General features: G+C 34.9%; 21 protein-coding genes. 1 reads left to right on the top strand and 20 read right to left on the bottom strand.

Annotated elements, in window-relative coordinates; genetic code table 11:
• Positions 1-77 precede the first annotated feature (77 nt).
• The 9 genes from AB7942_RS23310 to AB7942_RS23270 all read right to left on the bottom strand — a co-directional run bounded on the left by AB7942_RS23310 (position 78) and on the right by AB7942_RS23270 (position 12538).
• The gene (locus tag AB7942_RS23310) at positions 78-2486 is read right to left on the bottom strand and encodes a glycoside hydrolase family 31 protein (RefSeq protein WP_369448718.1); all 2409 of its coding nucleotides are present in this window, start codon (positions 2484-2486) and stop codon (positions 78-80) included.
• Positions 2487-2507: 21 nt separating this feature from the next.
• Entirely contained in the window at positions 2508-4052 is a 1545-nt protein-coding gene (locus tag AB7942_RS23305; RefSeq protein ID WP_369448717.1) for an MFS transporter, read from the bottom strand.
• A gap of 320 nt (positions 4053-4372) precedes the next feature.
• Positions 4373-5926 (bottom strand): response regulator, encoded by a 1554-nt coding sequence (locus AB7942_RS23300; RefSeq protein ID WP_369448716.1) that lies wholly within the window; start codon positions 5924-5926, stop codon positions 4373-4375.
• Entirely contained in the window at positions 5927-7684 is a 1758-nt protein-coding gene (locus AB7942_RS23295) for a cache domain-containing sensor histidine kinase (protein ID WP_369448715.1), read from the bottom strand.
• Entirely contained in the window at positions 7681-7812 is a 132-nt protein-coding gene (locus AB7942_RS23290) for a hypothetical protein (RefSeq protein WP_369448714.1), read from the bottom strand. Before AB7942_RS23290 ends, AB7942_RS23295 begins: the two co-directional genes overlap by 4 nt.
• 416 nt (positions 7813-8228) lie before the next feature.
• On the bottom strand, positions 8229-9023 hold the full coding sequence (locus AB7942_RS23285) for an XdhC family protein (RefSeq protein ID WP_369448713.1): 795 nt from the start codon (positions 9021-9023) through the stop codon (positions 8229-8231).
• 25 nt (positions 9024-9048) lie between these two features.
• Positions 9049-9918 carry an FAD binding domain-containing protein gene (locus AB7942_RS23280; RefSeq protein WP_369448712.1) on the bottom strand — a complete coding sequence of 290 codons (870 nt, stop codon included), beginning with the start codon at positions 9916-9918 and terminating at the stop codon, positions 9049-9051.
• Entirely contained in the window at positions 9912-10379 is a 468-nt protein-coding gene (locus AB7942_RS23275) for a (2Fe-2S)-binding protein (protein ID WP_369448711.1), read from the bottom strand. The genes AB7942_RS23280 and AB7942_RS23275 overlap by 7 nt, the downstream gene beginning before the upstream one ends.
• On the bottom strand, positions 10376-12538 hold the full coding sequence (locus tag AB7942_RS23270) for a xanthine dehydrogenase family protein molybdopterin-binding subunit (protein ID WP_369448710.1): 2163 nt from the start codon (positions 12536-12538) through the stop codon (positions 10376-10378). Before AB7942_RS23270 ends, AB7942_RS23275 begins: the two co-directional genes overlap by 4 nt.
• 778 nt (positions 12539-13316) lie before the next feature.
• Between AB7942_RS23270 and AB7942_RS23265 the strand changes: the two genes are divergently transcribed.
• Positions 13317-13568, top strand: coding sequence for a hypothetical protein (locus tag AB7942_RS23265; RefSeq protein ID WP_369448709.1), 252 nt, complete (start codon positions 13317-13319; stop codon positions 13566-13568).
• 224 nt (positions 13569-13792) lie between these two features.
• On the opposite strand, the gene AB7942_RS23260 is transcribed toward AB7942_RS23265, so the two are convergent.
• From AB7942_RS23260 to AB7942_RS23210, 11 genes are all read right to left on the bottom strand, one after another.
• Entirely contained in the window at positions 13793-14389 is a 597-nt protein-coding gene (locus AB7942_RS23260) for a GNAT family N-acetyltransferase (protein WP_369448708.1), read from the bottom strand.
• 492 nt (positions 14390-14881) lie between these two features.
• On the bottom strand, positions 14882-16219 hold the full coding sequence (locus AB7942_RS23255; RefSeq protein WP_369448707.1) for a DUF5050 domain-containing protein: 1338 nt from the start codon (positions 16217-16219) through the stop codon (positions 14882-14884).
• A gap of 170 nt (positions 16220-16389) precedes the next feature.
• Positions 16390-16740, bottom strand: coding sequence for a VOC family protein (locus tag AB7942_RS23250; protein ID WP_369448706.1), 351 nt, complete (start codon positions 16738-16740; stop codon positions 16390-16392).
• A 162-nt stretch (positions 16741-16902) separates the two neighbouring features.
• The gene (locus AB7942_RS23245) at positions 16903-17340 is read right to left on the bottom strand and encodes a hypothetical protein (RefSeq protein WP_369448705.1); all 438 of its coding nucleotides are present in this window, start codon (positions 17338-17340) and stop codon (positions 16903-16905) included.
• Between the two features lie 301 nt (positions 17341-17641).
• Complete coding sequence (locus AB7942_RS23240; RefSeq protein ID WP_369448704.1) at positions 17642-17767, bottom strand: NUDIX hydrolase; 126 nt, start codon at positions 17765-17767, stop codon at positions 17642-17644.
• Between the two features lie 245 nt (positions 17768-18012).
• A complete protein-coding gene (locus AB7942_RS23235; RefSeq protein ID WP_369448703.1) occupies positions 18013-18213 on the bottom strand; it encodes a hypothetical protein in 201 nt (66 codons plus the stop codon).
• 228 nt (positions 18214-18441) lie between these two features.
• Complete coding sequence (locus AB7942_RS23230) at positions 18442-19881, bottom strand: flavin monoamine oxidase family protein (RefSeq protein WP_369448771.1); 1440 nt, start codon at positions 19879-19881, stop codon at positions 18442-18444.
• 260 nt (positions 19882-20141) lie between these two features.
• A complete protein-coding gene (locus AB7942_RS23225) occupies positions 20142-21134 on the bottom strand; it encodes an aminoglycoside phosphotransferase family protein (RefSeq protein ID WP_369448702.1) in 993 nt (330 codons plus the stop codon).
• Positions 21135-21350: 216 nt separating this feature from the next.
• Positions 21351-21812 carry a hypothetical protein gene (locus AB7942_RS23220; protein ID WP_369448701.1) on the bottom strand — a complete coding sequence of 154 codons (462 nt, stop codon included), beginning with the start codon at positions 21810-21812 and terminating at the stop codon, positions 21351-21353.
• Positions 21813-21967: 155 nt separating this feature from the next.
• Positions 21968-22579, bottom strand: coding sequence for a LysE family translocator (locus AB7942_RS23215; RefSeq protein ID WP_369448700.1), 612 nt, complete (start codon positions 22577-22579; stop codon positions 21968-21970).
• A 745-nt stretch (positions 22580-23324) separates the two neighbouring features.
• Positions 23325-23525 (bottom strand): hypothetical protein, encoded by a 201-nt coding sequence (locus AB7942_RS23210; RefSeq protein ID WP_088088010.1) that lies wholly within the window; start codon positions 23523-23525, stop codon positions 23325-23327.
• Positions 23526-23780: the final 255 nt, after the last annotated feature.

The raw sequence follows: 23780 nt of genomic DNA, 5'->3' as shown, positions 1-23780 counted from the left end.
TACCCTATAGTTAGACTTTTTATGTATATCTATACTATAGGGTCTATTAAAATGATGAGGACTAAAATTTCTTATATTTATAGCTGGTAAACAAAACTTCCATCCTCTACTCGTTGCATAGGCTGTCCGTTAACCAGTATCTCTCGCGTTTCACCTTTTGGCAAATAGAATGTAATTTGCTTATATGGCAACTCGAAGACTCCTTCTTTTTCTAAAGACAATTCCAATCGATCACTTGTTGTATTCATGTGAACATGAAGTTTAGAATAATTCTCTTGATAATTTGAAGAGATCCCATCATCCTCGTACAATACATAAGCTGATGTACCTGTTTGTTGGTGAGGGAACAACTCAAAACCTCGTGAATCATTTGTTTTTGTTATAAATGAACAGTCCGCATCATTCACAGGAATGATACTGCCAGATTTTACTAGAAACGGTGCATATGTTAGCGGTGCTGGAATGGTTACTCTTTGTCCGCCTTCATACCAAAATGATGTATGAAAATCGTACCAGCCGCCATCACATTCTGGTAAATACACTGTTCGTTCAATTGCTCCTTCTTCCACAACAGATGTCACTAAAATAGAATCACCTAACATAAAATCATCACATTCTTCAAATGTCTTTTTATCATAATCAAACTCGTAAAAAGTTGGTCTAATAATAGGATCATACGTATTGTGAGAATTGTACAATAAAGTATACAAATATGGAGTAAGTCTTTGTCTAAACTTAATAAGCTTTCCAATTTGATCCGTTACCTCTTCATACATCCAAGGAACATTGACCGTTTTGTCTTCATTCCATGAATGAATCGTAAATCTAGGATAGAAAATTCCATTTTGTACCCAGCGAACAAATAATTCTGGTGATGGAGCAGGACCGGAAAATCCTCCAATATCATGACCGATATTAGACACGCCTGATAAACTTAAACCAATCGCCATTTTAATATTGTATTTTAAGGTTTTCCAGCTTGTATAATTATCACCTGTCCATGTTTGAACATAACGCTGCATTCCTGGACAACCAGAACGCGAAATCAAATAGGGTCTTAATCCTGGTGAAAATTCCTTTTGAGCCTCATAGGAAGCTTTCATCATTAATAATGGTTGTAACGCACGTACAAGTTCAAAATTTACATCATGGCCAAATCCATTGCATCGTGCATCCTTGGACCAAATTTCGAATTCATTATTATCATTCCAAGTAGAATCAATACCATATTCTAGCAACGTTTCCGTTACCTTCTTTTTCCACCACATAATCGTTTCTTTATTTGTAAAGTCCAAGTAGGCTCCAACTTCATCCCAAAACTGTGCCATTTCTGGCTCTTTTCCATCTCCCGCGTTTATGAACATTCCTTTTTGTTCTAATTCTTCGAATAACGGGTGGTCTTTTAACAAGCAAGGCTTGATGTTCGCACATAGATTCACATTCTTCTCATGATACCCTTCTGTAAACCCCTTTGGGTCTGGGAACTTATCTGTGTTCCAATTAAATACATAACGTTTATCTCCAATAGAAGTATATCCGGATGATAATTGAAACGAATCACAGATAATATCATGTTCTTCACATAACTGTAAGAATTCATTTAGTCTTTCTTGTGATTTTGGCTCATCTGTATACGTCATGGTTGAACCAGAATAGCCTAGACTCCATTTCGGCTGAAAAATGGGTTTCCCTGTCAACCACGTAAATTTCTTTGTAATATCCTTCACTTTTGGGCCAGCGATGATATAGTAATCTAAATCCCCAGCTACTGATTGGAAGTAACGATACCAGCCATGATAATTATCCATTTCATTTCCCATATCAAATACTGACTTAGACATGTTATCGTAAAAGAGGCCAAATGAAATGTTTGTCTTATCATTCCGTGTAATATAGAACGGGATATGTTTATATAAAGGATCAGTATATTGGGCATCATACCCCATTGGATCGAGATTCATCATACGATAGCGCTTACCATAGCGATCTGTTTCGCCCGCCTTTTCCCCTAAACCGTAATAGCTCTCTTCTCTCGATCTCTCAATATAATGGAATATCCCTTCACCTAACGAACCATCAAAATTATAGGCTTGTGTTTTTCGGTCATTCATAAAATGAATAAATTCGGATGTTTCAGAATCCTTATAATACCAATGTAAATGGAATCCATTTAGATTGATTTCAACTTTTAATGTTGATGTTTCAATATAAAATACTTCTTCTTTTTCATAGGAATCATAGGATGGCAGACTAAATGGACTAACATCCAAACGGTGTCTTCCTTCTATAGAGACATCATCCATCCCTGGTGCTACTAACCATGTTCGTGGCAGCGACAGCTTTTCACCCTCTGTCATCAAAACACGAACAATATCATTTTCTAAAACAAATACTCTCGCAATTAAATCACTTTGATCTAATTTAAATGATAAACAATTATTGTCTTCATTGATAAACTTGAACACGTATTTTTCACGGATTGACATAATTTTTTCACCTTACGCTTTCTAAAGAGCTGACTTAACTTTAGCTGATTTTATTTTATTTTCATTATTATCTTTCCAGACATCCTCATACTTAAATCCAGTAAGATTTTCAACAACTTCTTTTGTTTTTGGATCCACTTTAAGCTTTGAACCATTATTTTTTAATCTGTCAATTTCATCGACTAATATTTTATGAGTTTGTTTATTTAATTTAAAAGTGAATACAACTAGTAATGCTGCAACAAGAAGTACTGAAGCACCAATGACCATAGTATAGACGATGGTATGAACTGCCTCTGCTGTCTGTGTTTTTTCTCCAGCAACAAAACCGCCCCATTGTAGTACAAGTCCCACACAGAAAGTTGCCAATGCAACAGACGTTTTTCTGGCGAATGTCATAACTGCTGCAAATAATCCTTCTCGTCTTTGTCTCGTTACAATCTCATCAATATCCGGAATGAACGGGAATACATTCCACGGTGTAAAGTCCAAAATTGCTCTGCCAACTTGATAAAAGGCAGCGATCACAAACAGCATGACGACCATTGAATCAGGCTTAGTTACATAGACTGCATAAAAAGCTCCCAAACAGATAAGCATTACGGAATAGGAGATTTTGTACAGATTACCAGGGCCTACTTTTATCATTAAGAATCCAGCTACCAGCATAAAAGGCACCCCAATTATACTGAGTGATAGCAAGTCTGCAGCAAGTGATGTTGAAATACTTAGAGCAAACACACAGAAATAAACAAAAACAGCATTAAATACGTCTTTAGCAGTAAAGGATAATAAATAGATCGCTAAATGTTTACGAAAGCTTTTTATTTTCAAGGTAGTTCCATATTCCTTTAAAACAGATCCAATCGCACTAAGTGTTTCACCAAAACTTTTAGATTTGCTGGATTGTGCGATTAATTCTCTTTCTTCTTCAAGTGTAGGCTTCTTTTCCCATGTTACTTTATAAGAGATAAAGATACAGACCGCAAAAAGTATGGCAAAAAATACACCATTGATAAAATAAGCATACGCATTATCTTCACCAAAGTAAGCGATTAAACGTCCAGGAACAAACGTGGCTAAAAATACACCTGTACCAGACATAAACATTCTTGCTGTGGATAATTTGGTTCTTTCATTAAAATCTTTTGTCATTTCGGAAGGAAGCGTTTCCCATGGAATTAATACTAAAGCCATAACAATTTCAAATAGCAAATAGCTAATGAGATAGTACCAATAATTCATTCCTGTAAACCATAGCAACACATAGGTGGCCATTAGCGGCGAACCAATTAATAGAAAGAAACGGCGTCTGCCAAACTTTCTTCCCAATTTAAACTTATAGAAGTTATCTGTGATACTGCCGATAGATAAGCTCACTACAGCATCCACGATTCGAGCAATAGCAATAATGGAGGCACCTTCAACAGGAGTTAAACCCACAAAAGTTGTATAGTAATACATTAACCAAGCGGCAATAACGGTGAAAGCACCGCCACCCATTATGTCCGTTAATCCATAACCAACGGCTCTAGGTATGGTAATCTTTTTCTTTATATTTGTCATATAATCCCCTTCTCTCTCCTAATAAAATTTAACGACTTTTCTCCCTGTTACCAGCTAACGATCTAGTGGAGGGGTTAAAAATTATGGGATATTGTATCTTTTCGTATATTCCCTCCTCCGATTGCAATCCCTTACAAAAGTAGTTGAAAGTGCTTTCTTGGTTTTAATTTTACCTGACAGTCATAAGAGAGAAAGGTTGAAATTTTTGAAGTAGTTGTTGAAAATATTGACTACCGTATATAAAAAAGCCGGATCACATAAATTTGATGTGATCCGGCCATAAAGGAGAACGCTTAAAATTTTTACTGTTGAAAAATTGACTATCTGCATTTTTTATATTCTGAAGGTGTAGTTCTCATGATTTTTTTAAAAACTTGACCAAAGTATCTCGCATCGAGAAATCCTACCATTATTGAGACTTCGTTCGTTTTTAAATCAGTTGTAGCTAAGAGTTTTTGTGCAACCTGAATCCGTTTTTCCGTTAAGAAATTACTAAGATTTTCACCCGTATCCTTTTTAAAGGACCGGCTTAAATAACTAACACTAACATCAAGTAGTTCTGCGATAAACTGTGCATTTAAATCTGGATTCGCATATTGTTGTTCAATAATACGTTTTGCCTGCTCCACTACACCTATGTTATTTTTATTCATCGATTCGTAGAGATGTTTTTTTACCTTCACACAGGTCTGGTTCATAAATTCAAGCAATTGATCAAAGGTTTTACACCGTTCAAGTTGCTCATATCCAACGGTCATCGTAAAATTTTTATCCCATTTTGCAACGATCAAACCAAGTTTAATTAATAACTCTAAGGAAAGATTTAATACTAACTGTCTATCAAATGTGTATTTTAGTTCCTTGAAAAGCGCCTCAATTTCAAACTGAATCTTCTCAAGTTCCCATTCTTCAAACTTTTCAATAAAGCTCGATAATTTTGCTGAAAAATTATTGTTGCAATGTTGGATGCTTGTGTCAGCATAAATATGAATTTTACCTTTCCCAACAAAATAACTCTGTGTTAACGCTTTTATAGATTGCAAGTAAGAAGAGTGTAAAGTATTGATTGAAGTATACATGCCTCCAATACCAATCGATACATGTATACAATCCTCATTATGAAAATTACCCAAAATATTATCAGCAATATCTCTTAAGCGTGTTTCTACCACTTTATCTGGCATCAATAGTGAAAAAGAAGGTAATACTAGTAGTTGTTGATTATGGATTACAAATCTTACTTCCATTTTTTTTGTTAGTAAAAAGTCCTTGATTGATTTTGTAATAGTATCAAAGGAAAGATTATTTTCTGAATTACTATATATTTCTATTGTTATCACAGTACCTTTTCCAGGCGTCAGATCGATGCCTTGTTTTATATTTTGTGTCGGTACTATACCTTTAACAGTCATGTCATATAATAATGATTGTTCAATAATGGGAATACTCTCCTGCAGAGCATTTTCCAAATATTCGTAGTTTTTCTCTTTATCTCTTTTTTGTTCAATGGTCTTCACAGCATTTTTAATAACTATCATTACTTCGTCTACTACTGTTGGTTTAAGTAAATAATCAAAAACACCATATTTAAAAGCTTCTTTGGCAAAGGTAAACTCATCATAGCCTGATAATAGAATCATTATAATTTCCTTATGATTTTGATGAACGTACTCAGCCAATTCTAATCCAGTATGACCAGGCATAACAATATCCGACACTACGATATCTGGATTAAGTTCACAAATAAGTTTTTTTCCTTCGTAACCATTCGAGGCCATTCCGCAAATTTCGCAACCCAGGCCCGGCCAATCGATTTTTTCAGATAATCCTTTACTTATAAATGGTTCATCGTCTATAATAAGTACTTTTAACATTTAGTCGCCCTCCTTGTGTAAAGGTAAAGTCAGCTCAAACGAGGTTCCGACGTTAATATTACTTTCAATCTTTATACCATTATCTTCACCAAATAATAATTGAATCCGGTTTTGAACATTTAAAATCCCATTTCCTGTACCTTTTTTTTCATCAAGATTTACATATCTTCCTTCAGAAAGAGAGGCGACCGTATTTTCATCCATACCTACTCCATTATCTAAAACTTCAATGTGTAATTTGTTATTTTTAATTTTCCCATTGATAAATAAATATCCGTTTCCTATTTTCTTTTCTATTCCATGAATCATTGCATTCTCAACGATTGGCTGCAGGATCAGTTTTGGCACTAAACAATTTTTAGCCCCCAGATCAATATGAACGGAATAATGAATTTTGTCTTGAAACCTAATTTTTTGAATCGTCATATAATCATCGATATAATTAATCTCTTCTTCTAGTCTAATAAACTCCCCATTTTTAGTTATACTCGTTTTCAAAAGTCTGCTTAAAGAGGTTGTCATTTTACTAACTTCTTCTGATTTCCCAAATTGTGCCATCCAGTTGATTGTGTCCAGGGTATTATATAGAAAATGTGGATTTATCTGTGCACGCAGTGCTCTTAACTGCGCGTCTTTTTCATTTATATCCTTCTGATAAATATCCGAAATCAAGTTGTTAATTTTATTCATCATTCTATTAAAGCTTTCGCCAACTCTTCCAAGCTCATCCGATCGGTCGATTTGAAGCTGAACATTGAAGTTATCTTTTTCAACCTCATCCATCACTAAACTTAACTTATTTAAGGGTCTGACGATATAATTGGTGCTAATCCAAATGATAATGATGCCAATGATGATGGCTACTATTCCAATTAAAAAGACAGTCTTGCCAATAATTGCAGGTCCTTCCGAAATCTCATTCAAACTTATTAAAGAAATGATTTTCCACCCTGTTAATTCAGATTGATAATTGTTCACAATCATTTTCCCAGAACCCGGGATTTCTATTAATTCATCAGAATTAGCTAAAGGTTTATTTGAATTTGACAGCCATGATGTGACGGCACTTAATTCCTTATCATTTGAATTCGATACAACCACATGATTTTCTTTATCCAGTATAATGATATGTCTATCTTCAGTTGGATCAAATTTTTGAATCCGCTCCTTCAAATATGATTTATCCATAGACATTGTGAGATAACCACTGACTTTCATTTTATAAGAGTGTATATCGTAAATCATCCGATTAGCTGTAATCACGGAATTCTCAACACTCCAAGTGACTTTTCCATTTGGATCATAAATCTCCGGACGTAATGTATTAAAAAATTCATAGTTATTTTTATTTACACTTCTTCTTAAATTCACTCTCATGCCTTCAGTGTCATAAAGATAAATGAGGTCGACTTCATTGAACATGATAGTTTCATCCGTTATTTTAGATAATAAGTTTTTATTTAAAAGATTCTTCTCTTTACTATTTTCATAGGCAGCTGGCAATATCCCTTGAATCTCATTGTTGAAAGTTACTCCATCCATCACACGGTTAAAGGATTCCACCATATTATCTATACTTTTACTAATTTGCATGACCATAACAGTATTGTATCTAATTGCCTCTTTAATCTGGATTTTTATAGCAATCGTATAGGTAATAATCGCAGTCAACCCAATTATTAGACTGATACTTAGAGCATTCTGGAATAACAATTGATTTTTCAAATGGCGAAACCTTAAGAAACGTTTAAACTTCATAATTCCTGCACCGTTGCTTCCATATCATATTTATTTTTAATATAAGATACCGTGACAATTATATTTAAAATGACCAGCTGCCAAATTAATTCACATAATCTATATAACCTTTGACCAAATCCCTTCATCTTTTTCCCCCTTTCTTAGACTTCTTTGTGAAAACCATTTCATTTATCTTAATATAACAAAATTTAATCAAATAGATAAGTGCCTGACACCTTCAATAATTTCCAAACAATCATGTCCAGTCATAGTTGAATATAATTCCTTTGCAAAATGGGGACATTTTTTAATACTTTGTGTAAAAAAGACCTCATCGTTCGAATTCGAATATTTATGCTATCGTTAAATTCATGCAATTTGTTGATTATTGAACAAATCAATCCATATTGTTTAATATCTTAAGAAAAGTATAGAGACCCACCATTTACCAAATGGATAAAAATAACAAATAAGGCCAACGCTTTGATTTAAACAAAGCATTGACCTATAAGGCTTTTACGTTTAAAGATCCTTTAGAATCGACCGCTGTTACTTCTTTTACTTATCTATTTAACAGTTTCACTTTTACAGGCTTGTTTTCCTTGCTTACTTTAATGATTTCCCCGATAATACTGATGGCAATTTCTTCTGTTGTTTCCGCGCCCATTTCTAATCCGATTGGAGAGTGGACCTGCTCCAACTGTTCTTCCGTGACTCCTTCACTTTTTAATTTTTCAAAAATGGTTATGACCTTGCGCTTGCTGGCAACCATCCCAACATAGGCAATCGGAAATTGCAGTGCTGTTTTTAAGACCATATCATCACCATCTTTTGTAACAATGACCACATATGACTTTTCATTTAGGTTGGCTGCGAGTAAGGCCTTTCCAATATCCTCGTTCACAAAAAGGTTGGTCGCATTAGGAAAGCGTTCCTTCGTACAATAACCAACGCGATCATCAACAATGTAATAAGGATATTCAAGGGAATCAGCAAGCTTGGATAACGCATAAGCTAAATGACCGGCTCCGGCCAAAACGAGTTCAGGCCTGCTTGTATAGACCTCAATAAACACCCGCAACGTTCCCCCACAACTCATTTGAATACCATCTTTTGCATGTCTATTTAATTTGTATTCAACGATTTTCGACTTACCCATTTGGAGCGCCTTTACACTCTCTTCGATGATATAGTGTTCAGCCAAGCCACCCCCGACCGTGCCTTCAATCGTACCATCACGGTATACAATCATTTTTCCAACATGCCTGGGAGTTGAGCCCTTGGATTCAATGATCATGGCTAAGGCAAAGGTTTCGTTTTGACGGTTCAGTATGGCTACTTTTTCCATCAGTAACATGAATAGCTCCCCCCTTTTTTTAACATTAGTCCGTTTGAAATTGCTTTATGCTAAGAAAATATCGTAAAAGATTTAATGCGACTGTTTTTCTGTAAGTTGCAGTAGAGCGCTGATCGTCGATTGGTCTTATGATCTTATCAAAGGCTTCTACAACCTGAGCGATGTCTGCATTCGCTAATGGTATGGTTTTTCCAACCAGCTTCTTTTCAATATCAATGGAACGAACCATTGTAGGTCCGACTGCCCCGAAGGCAAAGCGCACATCTTCGATTCGAGCATCATTGATCCGGATATATCCTGCAAATCCTACTTTGGCAATGGCATCTGCGTTGCGGTTGCCGACTTTCTCAAAAACGACATGTGCACCTTCTTCTAATATGGACGGCAAAATAACTTCTACTAAAATCTCATTTTGATAACGTTGTACCCTTCGTGGTCCTTGAATAAAATCGCTAATAGCTACTACACGATCACCATTTACGGAGCGCAACAGAAGCTTTGCATTGTATACATATAATAAAGGAAGTGTGTCACCTGCTGGAGAGGCGTTGCAAATATTCCCACCTAATGTCCCTCTGTTTCTTATTGCCGGGGCCGCAATGGTTTTAATGGCGTTCTTTAATGGTATCGGGATTAACGGATGTTCAAGTAATTCACTATAGGTACAGCAAGCCCCGATGTGGAGATCCTTGTGATTTTGATACACCTGCTTTAGTTCAGAAAGATGATCAATAAAAACAAGGGGTTTTGGGAGTTTCAGAGGTACTCCCCTACCACTTTTGTGAAGAACCATGACATCAGTGCCCCCGGCCATGATTACACATTCTTCTCTATTCAATTGACTCAACGTTTGGTCTAAACGATCGAACCGATACGCGGCTAATTTCTCTACCATAATCCGTCACCTTTTTTAGCTGCCTGATTGATCGCATCAACAATCATATTGTAGCCTGTACATCGGCACAGATTTCCAGAAATACCTTCACGGATTTCAGCATCTGAAGGATGCGGATTTTTCGATAACAATGCTGCACTTGCCATAATCATCCCCGGAATGCAATAGCCGCATTGTACTCCCCCTGCTAAGCTATAGCTCTCATCTAAAATCTTAAATTGTTCCGTTTCAAGTATCCCTTCTATCGTTTGAATATCGGCACCAGCAATCGAGCCAATGGGAATAAGGCAGCTGTTTTGTAGGAGGTTATTCACAAAAACACTGCAGGCGCCGCATTCCCCTTCTCCACAGCCTTCCTTTGTACCGATTAATTCAAAGTCATCTCTTAATAAATCTAGTAATCTTGCTGTAGCAGGGGCGTCTGTTTCTACGGGGCTTCCATTTAGTGTAAATTTAATCAACCCTCTTCACCTTCTTTCATCCACAGACTTTCAATAATGACTTCTGGTGTGATTGGAATTTGCTGAAATGAAGTTTGCAGAGCATCCTCAATCGCTGCTTGAACGGCCGGAGCGCCGCCGATTAACGTCAATTCACCTGCGCCCTTCGCCCCGTATGGACCGTCAGCATAAGGGTTATCAAAGACTTTACTTTCGATGGGAACAACGTCCAATGAAGTCGGCGGTCCATAATCCGATATGCTTTTTTGTTGGATCTTGCCTTGCTTTGACGTCATCTTTTCTAAATATCCGTACGCTAATCCTTGAGCCAAACCACCATCAATTTGGCCTTTCATAATCCGATCATCGATGACCTTCCCCACTTCATAATTGGCGTATACTTTTTCTAACTTTACATTTCCTGTTAACGTATCCACTTCCAACTCAACGAAATTCACACCCCAGGAATAAGCCGGGTAAGCATCTCCCGTGAAGGTCAACTCGTTCCACGGTATCATTTCACGGTGAACATAATGCTCCAATACTTCCTGTTCCACCCCTGATTGCCACTTATCCTTAAGGTTTTTTGCGGCCCGTTCCAGCAATTTCCCGACAATCATTGTCGTCCTGGAAGCGACGGTCGGACCAGAGTCTGGAACCTCTTTTGTATCGGGATAAGGGTACAAAACATCTTCATAAGGTAGGTTTAGTTCTTTGGCGACAATTTTACACAGCGTCGTCAAAATGCCTTGTCCCATATCGGAATTGGAGATTTTTAGAGATACCTGGTCGTCCTTTGATTTAACCAGCTTCACCGTTGCTTTAATATGGTCTCGTTCGCCACTGCCTGTAAATCCACAGCCGTGGAGGAACAGCGAAGTTCCAAGGCCTTTTTTATAGCGCTGACTTTGTTGATTGAAATGCTGAAACTCCTGTTTCTTCTTTTTGTATTCCGACGAATTGAGCAGGTCCTCAATCATTTCTTCTACTAATATTGGATCGCGGAATATTCCTTTGGTGATGGTGGGGTCTCCTTGTTTAACGAGGTATTTTCGTTTATATTCAAGTGGGTCGATGTTTGCTAGTTTACTAAGATGTCCGATATGGCTTTCGATTCCGGCAAAGCTTTGTGGAGCACCAAAGCCTCTGAAGGCGCCATTCGGAACGGTATTGGTTTTTAAGACATAGCCTTTTGCATGAAAATGAGGAATTTTATAAACGCCTGCACTGTTTATTAAGGCGCGCTGCAGCACGACAGAACTCAAACCCACATTCGCTCCGCCATCGAGATAGATGTCAACACACAGGCTCAAAATATTTCCTTCCTTATCTAAGGCAGTTCGATAGTTGAGTTTGGCCGGATGCCTTTTTGTCGTAACCACCATATCCTCCGAACGGTCGAACACAAGCATCACCGATTTTTTGACTGCCTTTGCCGCAACGGCTACGTGACACGCCATCATCGAAGGAAAGTCTTCTTTGCCGCCAAAACCTCCGCCGGTAGGGCTTTGAACCACTCTGACATCATCGTCACCACAGGCTAATGCGCTTAGCAAGGCATTTTTTATATAATACAGACATTGCATCGATCCCTGGACTTCAATTTCATCATCCTTATAAATGGCAAGCATTCCTTGTGGCTCAAGGTAGACATGCTCCTGATAACCCGTATCATATTCTTCTTCGATTATTTTGTGGGCTCCCTGCTCGATCGCTGAAATGATCTCTAAGCTTTCCCCCAATTCATAGCTAGCCATATTGACCCCGGCTACAGATTTTTGCTTGATCGCTTCGTCCAATGTATAGATAGGCGGATGTTCTTCAAATTCAATCTCTACTTCATTTAACAAACGGTACAAGATATTCAGGTCTTCTCCTACGAGCATCAGAATTGGCTCACCAATATAATTGACCCACTCATTGGCAAAAATGGGCTGATCTTCTTTGATAATTTTGACATAATTCGGACCAGGGATATGCTCTGCTCCAACCGCTTCATATCCTTCCGGAAGGTTTGGTAATTGGATGGAGATGATTTTTCCATATGCAATCTGAGACCGGACCAAAACACCATAAACCATATTTTCCACTTTCACATCACTAATATAGGGCAGCTGGCCCGATACTTTTCCTGTATGATCCTTTTTGGGCACTGAGGTACTTATGTCTTTGAGACTCATTGCACAACACCCTTCGACTCATTTTTTATAGCGGACACATTATAAATAGAGAAACCTCTTCTTTCGATTTTATAAATGTGAAAGATATTTTATGATTAATTTCATTCAAGAATATCGTTGTTTTTAATTATATTTTTATTTCGGGCAGCTTTACCTATTTATGTAAGAATTTTTGACAAAGTATTTTCATTTAACTTGCTTGTTCTTTTCCGTTTCAATCAGTCAAGGTAGAAATAAACCACTAATTAAAAAAAGCCAAAATATACAAGTTGTGTATGATAACTTGTATATTTTTGGCTTTTTAATCTTGTTTCTTATTATGTTAAAGGTACCTGTTACTGAACAACAGAAAAAAAGGCTCTACTCCTATTGGATAATATTTCATCCTCTACTTCCTAAGTAAAAAGAAGTCTGTTCCAGAAAGTCGAATACAAGAATGCTGATTAAATAATTAATATTAATGGTGTCATTAATAGCAAATAGGAGAACTGAAGAATGATCGTTATCTAAGCCATCTTCCACTAACCCTGCTCATTTAAGTTGAACAAGAAAAAGGATTGCCAAAGCAACCCTCAATCTTCAACTCTTGCACCTCGTTAGTTGAAGAAGGTGGATTGTTAGGTTTTAGGGTGAAGTCGATTATCAAACATTCCGTATTTTACTATAACAAATCATAATGTTTTTAATTTTTTACACAACTTTAACATCAATAATTATACGATTAATGGTATAATTATTGAAAAGGCTTACAATCGTTGGAGTTTGAGGTGAATAAAAAATGGATTTCTATGAAAAGTTACCTGAAGAGTTATTAATTCGTTTTTACTATGAAATTATTAATAATATTGAAAAAGGTATTCTTACGAAAAATATGTATTATGAAATAGGTATAATTATTTCTGTTGCTAATCGGAGAGGAATTTCCTTAGACCTACCTTCTGATTTTAATGATGTGATTAATCAGCAAGCCTTTAATGATTTATTACAATCAGAACAAGTTGGTACAAGGTGTAGTTCTCAGATTGCCTAGCCCTTATTTGTTTAATGTTATAATTTAACTAAATTTACTTCCATAAATAAAAACTGACTTTTAATTATAAAAATGGGTGCTGCCAGATAAGGTAACACCTTTTTTTGCCCATCTTTTTGGTAAAGCACTCCGTTAGTTGAACAAGGTCGATTCAAATAAGGTGCTACCAATTAAAGGTAACACCTCTTCCCAATAGAATAATGATAATAAAAGAAGAGGTGAGACTAACAGTATGCTTTCTCTAATAAATAAATCAATCTTTCTTTTACTGACTCCCATTCATCATCAATAATACTGTAAAATATATTGTCTTGAATGGTTCCGTCTTCCTTTACTCTATGTTTACGAAAAGTTCCCTCTTTTGTTGCTCCTATTCGTTCAACAGCTTTTTGAGAACGTAAGTTTTCTCCACTAACTGAAAATTGGACACGATTTACTTTTAATTCTTCAAAACAATACTTAAGTAATAAGAATTTACATTCTGTGTTTACTTTTGTTCTCCAAACTTTTGGTGAAAGCCAAGTCCAACCTATTTCCACATTACGATTTACTTTATCAATACCACAAATTTGAGTTGTCCCTAATACTTGACCTTTCAGTTTATCCTTAACAATAAAAGGTATATGTTTCCCGTCTTTTTTATTATTAACAGCTATCATTAATATTTGCTCTATATCATCCACTGTGGTAACTTTTCGCCAGGAATATTTCCATACTTCAGGGCTTTTTAAAGCTTCAAATAATTGTTCCTTATGCTTCACCTCGAGAGGAATAAGCGAAATTGAATTTCCTTCTAGAGATATATCTGTTTCAATAATCATAGTATTACTGTCTCCTTTTTAAACAGAATATTCTTTCGTTCATTTAAGTTAGGACGGCACCACAACACATTCCTTCGCAGTCTTTGCAAGGCAAGTTTCATTCAATCACCTCCAATAATTTAATGATTTTTACTAGCGTTCAAACTTGCGGGAACAACAAAAAAGCCTTTAGAACGGCTTAAAGATAGCTCTTTAAGCGACTGTCTAAAGACTCGAATCTGTATGTCTTATATGTTTGCAAATGAGAAAATTCAAATAGTTCGTACTATAAGTATACCATTTGATGAAATCTATAGCAATATTTTAAATTTGCTACTATCCAATTTTCGGAAAATAACCTTACCTATTCACAACCTTTTTCAACTAACCTGCCCGTTAGTCGAATAAGAAAAAGCCACCAAAATGGCAGCTGAATCTTCAACTCTTGCAACCGTTAGTTAAACAACATCTTACGATAATTTGTCAATTAAGGATTTTTGGGAGGTGAAAGCACTAATACAGAGTTTGCTTTTGTGTCCCATCTGTTTTTATTCGATATACCATTTTCTCTGTTCTTGTGTAATAAATCCAATCGTCGAAAATGTTTGTGTTCGTAACAAAATGTTCATTTAAAAAAGTTTTACCTGTTCCATCAAGCTTCATTTTGTAGAGATCACCGCCAGGTACATCTACAGTGGTATAGTATATCCAACCATTGGAAACGTTGAAGGTTGAAGTAGGAACATCGCTTAATTTGATTTTATTTGATCCATCCAAAGTCATCTTATAAATTCTATTTTCATCTGCTGGATTTCTGAAATAAATCCAATAGCCATTTATTTGAATATTGTAGGCACTTGTATCATTTAGTTTTGTTTTTTTCGATCCATCAATTTTTACTTTGTATGGTTTTTGGCCATCTGATACATTTTGGTAATAAATCCAATTACCAATTAGGTTAATAGCGGAGGATTGATCTTCATTTAATTTTATCCTTCCTGTTCCATCTACGTTTAATTTATATAATTTAGCACCGTCCGACTGATTTGCATAATAAATCCAATTACCTGCAACCATAATATCGGTAGAACTATCATCCGTTAATTTTGTCCTTTCTGTACTATCAATTTTTATTTTGTATATCTTCCCATTATCCCTGCCATTTCGATAATAGACCCATCCGTTTAAAACATTAATATAGGTTGGATCATCTTTGGCCATTAACGGTGTATCCATTGTCAAATCTGTTTTAATTATAGATAATGTTCCATACAACGCTGTACCTTGCCGTTTATTATAATAAAGCCATTCGTTTTCTTTACCAACAATGCCACTGTTCAATATATTACCTGCTGTATTCCCTAGCCCCTCCATAGACAAATCTCCAGTAAGTGATAATAAATATTGATTCTCCTGGGTTAGGACATTGACTCTATTTTTCAATTCATCATAATCAGAAGTAACCCTAATTACCTGATTTGTCTCATCCCAAACAACCTTGGCCCCAACCCTGCTAAACTCGGCAATTGGAACATAAATAAAAGGGTAGGTAGCACCTGTAGGTTGAAAATTTAATACAGGATATAGCCCAGTATTAATATCTACACCATTAACCAAAATAGGTCTATCTGCTGTGTACGCTGTAACAGGTTTGTATTGTAATTGCCTAGCTTCAATACCCTTTTTTGAAACTGGTTCGGGAATCAATAGCGTTTGGCCAATATATATGATCGGGCTTACGAGATGATTTAAGAAAACAATACTTTCCACAGAAGTATTGAACTTCAATGCTATTGAATATAAATTATCAACTGGTTGAACAATATAACTAAGTTTAAGGTTTCTGTTCATTATTGCACCCCCCTTATGACAGATTACATTATTTATCGTATTATTCTGTAAAAGAAAAAGTGCCTAATTGATTTTACATCCGTTAGCTCAATAATAAAAGGAGATGCCGCAGAGCACCCCTTTTTTAACTCTAGCACCCGTTAGCTCAATAGCAAATGAATTACAACTCGTTATTTCTCCCATAGCTCGACCAGTCGACCTTCAGGATCTTCAATCCAAATAAACTTTCCAAATTCACTAATCTCTATTTTCTTTGCAAGAGGTACACCAATATGTTCAAGATGCTTAATAGTCTCGTTTAGATTAAGTACTTGGAAATTTACCATCACTTGTTGTTCAGTTGGAAAATAACTGTCATTCTCGGTAAAGAAAGAAAAGATAGTCTCATTTCCTAATTGGGGTTTAATCACAGTCCCATTCCAATTTTCTATTTCATCAATCTTCAACACTTCACTATACCATTTTTTTATTACATCAAGATTCTTAGTTCTCCAAAATATTCCTCCGAACCCTTTTATCATCGTATCTAACTCCTGTCTGTCTTTAGATTTTTAGTTTTTCGATTATTGTTAAGTTCCTTCTTCAACTATACTGCTTCGTTAGTAAAACAAGAAAAAAGGCTGCCGCAGCAACCCCAATCTTCAACTCTAGCACCCGTTAGTTGAAGAAGAACGTATAGAGGTTCAATGTTTCAGGTGAAGTTTAAGACCACTATATAACCTTTCAATATTTTTATTAGATCTGAGTTCAGGGTTACTATTTATACATTGGACAATTGCTTTTATTAAACTGTTTAGTTCACATATATCTTCAAAAACCAATTCTGATGACAAATCATATCCTTTGAAAAAAATGTTAATTTTGACGTTTTCTTCATTGATTGAATTTAATTCCCAGCGATATTCAAATGGTTCGTCCAACATTGTAAAATCAATTTGCTTCCTAGGAAATGCTGCCAGATTCGGGACTAACTGATAAACAGAATTAAGTAATTCCTCTAAGGGATTAGAAATTAAATATGAACATACAAACTCAAACTTATTGTTATCGATTTTAATGAAGCCTGAAGCCCAAGTTTCGCCAATAGTATATTCATATTGAAAATGAGTATTTTTAGTCATTGGCAAACCCTCTTTAATTTTTTTACAAACCTGACTGTTAGCTCAATTAGAAAAAGACTGACGTAGCAATGTACCTTCTTTAGTTAAAGCACCCGTTAGCTTAAGAAGGGGTATGTAGATTTTTTAGTTGCCCTTTTAATTCAACTAACTTGTGTTTAATAAAAGGATCGATTTCTTCAGGTAATTGATTTAATTTAAAAAACTGGGCTTCTATTGCTTGATTACTATCAGGAGTTATTTCTCCTTCGTACTCGGTACATAAATAACCAATTGCAACAGTATGATACTCATCGCCACTTTCTTAGACTCGATTTATTAATTCCTTGCCTGAGTAAACACCAAATAATTGAAGTGAATGTAACATTACCCCTAAATCTTCTTTTACATTTTTCTTAATACATTCTTCAACTGACTCATTTAGCTGCAATATTCCACCAGGAATTCCCCAGTCTGCACCTGAATACCTACTTAATATATTTCACCTTTTTTATTTAAGATTGCTACACTTGGTCTTACCATTATCAAAGGAAAATTTTCAATCATTTCTCTTATGTCTTCACAATAGCCCATAAATACTCCTCCTTATGTAAGGATTTTAATAAAATAAAAGCAACCTTGTACTTTAAAAAGATAAATTAAAGGAGTAACCTACTCCTTTCTAGAAGGCATTTGTCAGCCACCTACTACGCAAGTTGCATTTGAGCTACCCACTACATTATTTAATTCAGTTAATAATAATTGAAGAATGTTGTCGTTAACTAATACTTGCAATGTCTTTTCTGTAATTGGAACATTGAATTTTTGAAAAACATCTACCGTTTTTTCCCACACAACGGTTATTGCCTTTGAAGTCATATTTGATTGTATTACCACAAAATCAACCTCCTTTAATCCTCATTTTACCACTTTCTTCTTCAACTAAACTGCCCATTTAGTGCAGTAAAAAAGACCGCCGAAGCAGTCGATCGTTATTGAACTAACACATGCGCTAGTTGAATAAGAAAATCCTTTATATTCAGTAATCTGATTAAATAAATACTCTAATTATCAATAAAAGATGACCTTTTTGTGGAAGTTCATCTTTTGATATTTAAATAAAACTTACCTATTACTAACTTCATATGCTGTTCTAACTCCTGCTTCAATCGCACCTTGAATCCAACCTGGTGTAGTAGATGAATGTGATCCTGCGAAATGAATTCTCCCTTCTGGTGTACTAATATATTTACCTAATTCTTTTATTTGGTCGGGTTTAAACATGACAAATGCTCCTCCATAATAAGGAAATTTAGACCAATTATGTGAATATCCTATTAAAAACTCCGTAAACACTTGATTTCCAAATATATACGAAAGATCATTTAAAGCAATTTTTATACGTTCTTGTTGTGTCATATTATCCCAAATACTAGAATCGTCTTCCCATGTGTAGCTAGCTAACATAATCCCTGTACTGTCCGATGCCTCTTGACCATGACTAGGAAAATATGCAAACTTGATTGGTAAATCGGTTGTTATTTTCCCACCATATAACCCATATTTTTCCCAAAATCTATTTTTAAATTGAAGTCCTATTTTAGTTGAATTTGCATAATGTATCTTTCTAATAACTTTCCTCTTGTCATATGAAATAGACTCAAAGGGAAGTAAATCTACGAAATTCAATAAAGAAAAAGGAATTGTTGAAATAACAAAGTCGCTTGTAAGTTGATGCTCAGTATTAAGTATTTGATTTTCTGTATAGATTGTTACGTTTGATTCTTGTTGCATAATTTTTTTTACTCTTTGATTAGTAATAATATCGTCTTTTAGTTGTGGTAAAAATCCATTAATAAGATGATCAGTACCCCCTGAAATTTCATAAAGTTTTAGGTTCTTTGTAAGGAGTACTAAAACTTCTCTTAATATTGCAGTAAATGCAAGTTCAGAAAACCCTTCTAATCCGACCATCGTTTCAATCATATCGATTGCTTCAGCTGATAAGGATACACCCACAGGGTTATATTTTAAAAAGTTAGCCATTGAAAAATGATCATACATATTAATAACTATATCCCAATTTTTTTCGGGATCTTGGTTTATAAAATCAATAACTGGACCAACTGCTAATAATAGTAACTCTGTTGCAGTTTTTCCTTTTTCACTTGGGTAGACTTTAAACCTTAATTGGTCTGGATTTGTTCCATAATTTTTTTCATTTGTTAATATATTATTGATGTAAATCAGATCATTAGGGGTGCTATTAATAAATTCATTGACTTGTAAATTGAATTTTTTTATATATTCAAAAACTAAATGGTGAAATGAAGGTATACGCATTGCCCCAAGATCTATATATTGATTATTAATAAAAGGTTCCCTTTTTGTGTAAATTCTTCCGCCAATTCTGTTATTTGCTTCAATAATGGTAACCCGATGTCCAGCTTCTTTTAAGAGTGAAGCAGCAACTAAACCAGATATCCCTGCACCTATAATGGTTACATCCTTTGGTGAATTCGTTTTTTGTAACCCATTTTGAATTATGTAAATCATTTGCTCCATTGAAAGCAGTAATTTTTGTATCAAAGATATCACCTCTACTTCCAAAAAAATATCTACCAATAAAATGTTATTCGATAGAAAATCGAAGTAGAATATTAACTAGGATTAAATTCATTAATCATACTAAATGATGGACGTTTAACCGATCCCTTCTTTTACTAACCTGCCCCGATAGCACAATAAGAAAAAGCCGCCATTTTGGCAGCTGGCTCTTTAACTCTAGCACCCGTTAGTTCAACAAGAATATCTATGTTTACCTTTTAATTAAATACTTTTTGAATTTCCGACCGAAAGCTCTCAGTTCTTGTACAGGCATCAAGGTTCAACTTTAGAAATTCGAGTGTTACTTCTTCTGATTTTACAAGACCTTCAAAACGTAAGTTCTTAATCCACTCCCAAATATCTTCAAGTTTCCTCTTTAAGAAATAAAATTCAAAGGCATCAAAATCAGGAGACTCATACTTCATATATTTCCTGTATTCATATAAGAATTGTCCAGCATATGGCTCTGTAATGATTAAAATCAAGTCTTGTTCTTGTGGAGCAAGTTTTAGACATTCCCAGTCAATAAGCATAAGGTATTTCCCTTGCATAACATTCCAATTATGAGCATCTGCGTGGGACAAAACAAACTGGTATGGTTTGCTTTTCAAAGTATTTGATAAATACCTCATCCTGTTAATCATTTCTAATAAAGTGCCTGTATAAGGCTTCACAATTTCTAAAACGATATCATCTGTATTATCCAAATCGTTATTAATAAAAGAAGATAAGTATTCGCAGAAATCTATGTCAAAACTTTCGTTTACTTGTTGCTGTTTTAATTCATTAGGGATGTTTGAAGTGTTCTTATGAAGTATTCCAAGAATCTTAGCCAGTTCATTTACCTGATTTTGACTTAGCTGTTTATCTGCAATTGTAGTTCCCTCAATATATTCTGAAAGCAAATACACGTACTGTTCGTCTTCGCATTGATTACTTTTCAATTTCGTAAAGATTGGATTGACGAGATTGTTTTTTAAATCAGTATGGTTATACAACCACTTTACTAAGGGAGTATATCTATCAATTGCATCAATCCACGGAAAACTGGACGGCTTTCTTTTGTTATATAATTTTAAAAAATACTTTTCACATTTATCTTCCACGAAAAATGCTAAAGCCGACCAGCCGCCTGGACGTTGTTCTATTGAAGTTGCTTCAATTCCATAGTTATCATTCAATATAGCAGTAATCCGATTATTAATCTCCATCAGTTCTCCTTTCCCTTAATAAATTTTTATCATAAGGATAATATTCTCTTGATTAATATATATTTCCTTCTTGGACTATCCTGCATCCGTTAGTACAATAAGTAAAGTTGCCTCAACGACAGATCCGATCTTCAATTCTTGCACACGTTAGTCATAACAAATATAGATTTTTATTTACGATTCAATCCATTTATTTATTCGATTTATCCCCTGCGTTCAACACTTAACAAATGTTGTAATACCTCGATGTGTAATATAATTTCGGTGGTTAAGATCCTCTAACCACTTTTTAGAATATAATTGATTCAAACCATAAATGTTTCGGTATGTATAACTCCCTACATTTACTTCAATCGGCTCAGGATGATCTTCCAACCTTTGTTTGTATTCTTCGAAAGCGTGTTGATTTGGTACTTGGTAAATTTCCAACACATCTCCTAATTCCAGATACTTTTCAATGTATGTTAGAAATAAGCGATTTCCAACACCATTTACTTCATAAACGTAGGGCAAAGAAAACAACCCCTCAATTTTTTTCTTCCAATAATCATCAACCTCTTGAACAGAGAAAAAGATAACATCTTCCTCACGTTCAAATACTGTTCGATTATTGTATTCTTCAATTTCATCTGGTATTTCAAATGGTTTGGATGAAGCTAAGAATGTAATTTGTGTCATTTTTTATATTCCCTTCCCTAAAAAAACTAAAATGGTACTGTCCCATTAAGTTAACCAACTATTTAATTAATAGATATTATTTAACTCCTGCTCCATTAGTACAACAAGAAAAAAAGGATCGCAGCAGCGGTCCCCATCTTTAACTCTTGCACCCGTTAGTGCAATAAACCCCAAAAGGAATATATTCCAAATAAAAAAATGATAAGACCCGATAATCGGTTAATCCATATTAAGGTTTGTTTTTTGAGAACTTCCTTGAAAAGCCCCACAACAAAACAGAGTATAAGCCACCAAATTCCTGAACCAAAAAATACACCTAAAACCAAAGTGACCACTGATCCTACATTAACTTGAGTGAGTCCCAATCCTGAAAAAATGCCAACAAAAGATATTATCGTCATAGGGTTTGTCAGAGTAAGGAGAAAAACTGAGGTATAATCCCCAAATAAATGCTGACCTTGGGCTCGTGCAGGGTTTTCTGATGCTTTAGATATTGCTATTTTTATTCCTAAATAACAGAGGAATGCTCCCCCTGCTAAATGAAGCCAAAACTGATGACCTATAAAAAAATTTGTAATAAAGGTTAAACCAAGCCCTGCAATAAGTCCATAAACTGCATCCGCACTTGCTGCCCCAACTCCCGACACAATACCATATATTCTCCCCTGACTTAACGTTCTTTTAATAACCAGTACACCAATAGGTCCTACAGGAGCAGCAATAGAAAAACCAATAACTAAACCTTTCAAAAATACTAGAATCTCCATAGGTGGGTATCCTTCCAAATAAAGTATCACTTTTAAAGATTAATCATTGCATCACGTTCCACTGACATAAGTAATTACCTCCAAATATCAACATAACCACGTTCTATTTTAGCATTATCCTTATTAAACTAAACTCATCGTTACTGAAAAAGAAAAGCAATTCTTCATACTTGAAGAATTGCATGTGTTCATCATTCTACTTAATTCATATTGTCATTCTATATACAAAAATTCAAAATTTTTATTTAATGGGAAAACGACAAATTCATCTGGTAACGGATTATCTTCATAAAATTCTACTTCAATATAATACACAAGTGAATTATAATCAAACCCTACAATTTTATAAACTTCTCCTTTTATAAAATTCAAAACATCATCTTCTAATACATCTTTTAAACATTTTACGTGTCTGTATTTAATCCTATTATTATCCTAAGTTCGAAAATGAGTCCTTTATTTACTAAACTTTAAGGCCTATAACGGTAATACTGTATTGATAAAATTCACTTTAATATACGTTTTTCAATCGAATTATGTTTCAATTCTTCTTTAACCAAACAGACCCGATAGTTCATTATCCCAACGTTTTCATTTCTATAAACAAGGCAATAATTCCTCTAATATAACCAATTTAAAAAGGGATTTATTTTGCTGTTAACAAAAGCCTGGGAACTTTACGAATCGGATAAAAAGATTGAAGGGTTCTCTCCACAAACAAACCCTTCTCAAAATAGAGTGGGGATTACTCTTTCTGTGTTATAAACCATCCTTCCGGTTTTTTTTCTATATGAAAAACATCTTCATCGAATTTTTTTCTCAGTTCTTTATATTCCTCATTTTCAATTTTAACCTGTGCTACTCTGATTTGCTTTAGTGTAATTTCTGGTTTTTGGATTTCAAAAATCAGATCTTTAATAATAAAAAAAGTCCTTTGACGTTTCATTCTCTCCACTTCCTTCCTTTTATTTTTCTTACGTTTAGAATTAGTCAAAAATGAATAAAACCCTATAAAATCTTTGTAAATTGTTTGTAAAAAAACAAAAGCCTTTCTCACTCGAGAGGGGCTTAATTCAGTGGTTCTAAAATGAATGTCCTAGAGTCTATGTTGGCTGCTATTTAATTAGTCGAGTAGAAGGGAGCCTTTCTACCTTGCGGTAAATTGTACTCCACCCCCCTCACAGAACCGTGCTTGCACTAT

This window comes from Neobacillus sp. BF23-41 (assembly GCF_041106275.1).
The sequence above is the reverse complement of the archived record's forward strand: the minus strand, read 5'-3'. Positions and strand labels throughout refer to the sequence as shown.

Excerpts from the sequence above, each read along its gene's own strand:
- AB7942_RS23290 (WP_369448714.1), bottom strand. The coding sequence starts at position 7,812 with ATGAAGGGATTTGGTCAAAGGTTATATAGATTATGTGAATTAATTTGG.
- AB7942_RS23265 (WP_369448709.1), top strand. The coding sequence starts at position 13,317 with ATGGATTTCTATGAAAAGTTACCTGAAGAGTTATTAATTCGTTTTTAC.
- AB7942_RS23245 (WP_369448705.1), bottom strand. The coding sequence starts at position 17,340 with ATGACTAAAAATACTCATTTTCAATATGAATATACTATTGGCGAAACT.
- AB7942_RS23270 (WP_369448710.1), bottom strand. The coding sequence starts at position 12,538 with ATGAGTCTCAAAGACATAAGTACCTCAGTGCCCAAAAAGGATCATACA.
- AB7942_RS23250 (WP_369448706.1), bottom strand. The coding sequence starts at position 16,740 with ATGATAAAAGGGTTCGGAGGAATATTTTGGAGAACTAAGAATCTTGAT.
- AB7942_RS23230 (WP_369448771.1), bottom strand. The coding sequence starts at position 19,881 with ATGGAGCAAATGATTTACATAATTCAAAATGGGTTACAAAAAACGAAT.
- AB7942_RS23285 (WP_369448713.1), bottom strand. The coding sequence starts at position 9,023 with ATGTTACTGATGGAAAAAGTAGCCATACTGAACCGTCAAAACGAAACC.
- AB7942_RS23295 (WP_369448715.1), bottom strand. The coding sequence starts at position 7,684 with ATGAAGTTTAAACGTTTCTTAAGGTTTCGCCATTTGAAAAATCAATTG.
- AB7942_RS23255 (WP_369448707.1), bottom strand. The coding sequence starts at position 16,219 with ATGAACAGAAACCTTAAACTTAGTTATATTGTTCAACCAGTTGATAAT.
- AB7942_RS23260 (WP_369448708.1), bottom strand. The coding sequence starts at position 14,389 with ATGATTATTGAAACAGATATATCTCTAGAAGGAAATTCAATTTCGCTT.
- AB7942_RS23220 (WP_369448701.1), bottom strand. The coding sequence starts at position 21,812 with ATGACACAAATTACATTCTTAGCTTCATCCAAACCATTTGAAATACCA.
- AB7942_RS23310 (WP_369448718.1), bottom strand. The coding sequence starts at position 2,486 with ATGTCAATCCGTGAAAAATACGTGTTCAAGTTTATCAATGAAGACAAT.
- AB7942_RS23225 (WP_369448702.1), bottom strand. The coding sequence starts at position 21,134 with ATGGAGATTAATAATCGGATTACTGCTATATTGAATGATAACTATGGA.
- AB7942_RS23305 (WP_369448717.1), bottom strand. The coding sequence starts at position 4,052 with ATGACAAATATAAAGAAAAAGATTACCATACCTAGAGCCGTTGGTTAT.
- AB7942_RS23210 (WP_088088010.1), bottom strand. The coding sequence starts at position 23,525 with ATGAAACGTCAAAGGACTTTTTTTATTATTAAAGATCTGATTTTTGAA.
- AB7942_RS23280 (WP_369448712.1), bottom strand. The coding sequence starts at position 9,918 with ATGGTAGAGAAATTAGCCGCGTATCGGTTCGATCGTTTAGACCAAACG.
- AB7942_RS23215 (WP_369448700.1), bottom strand. The coding sequence starts at position 22,579 with ATGGAGATTCTAGTATTTTTGAAAGGTTTAGTTATTGGTTTTTCTATT.
- AB7942_RS23300 (WP_369448716.1), bottom strand. The coding sequence starts at position 5,926 with ATGTTAAAAGTACTTATTATAGACGATGAACCATTTATAAGTAAAGGA.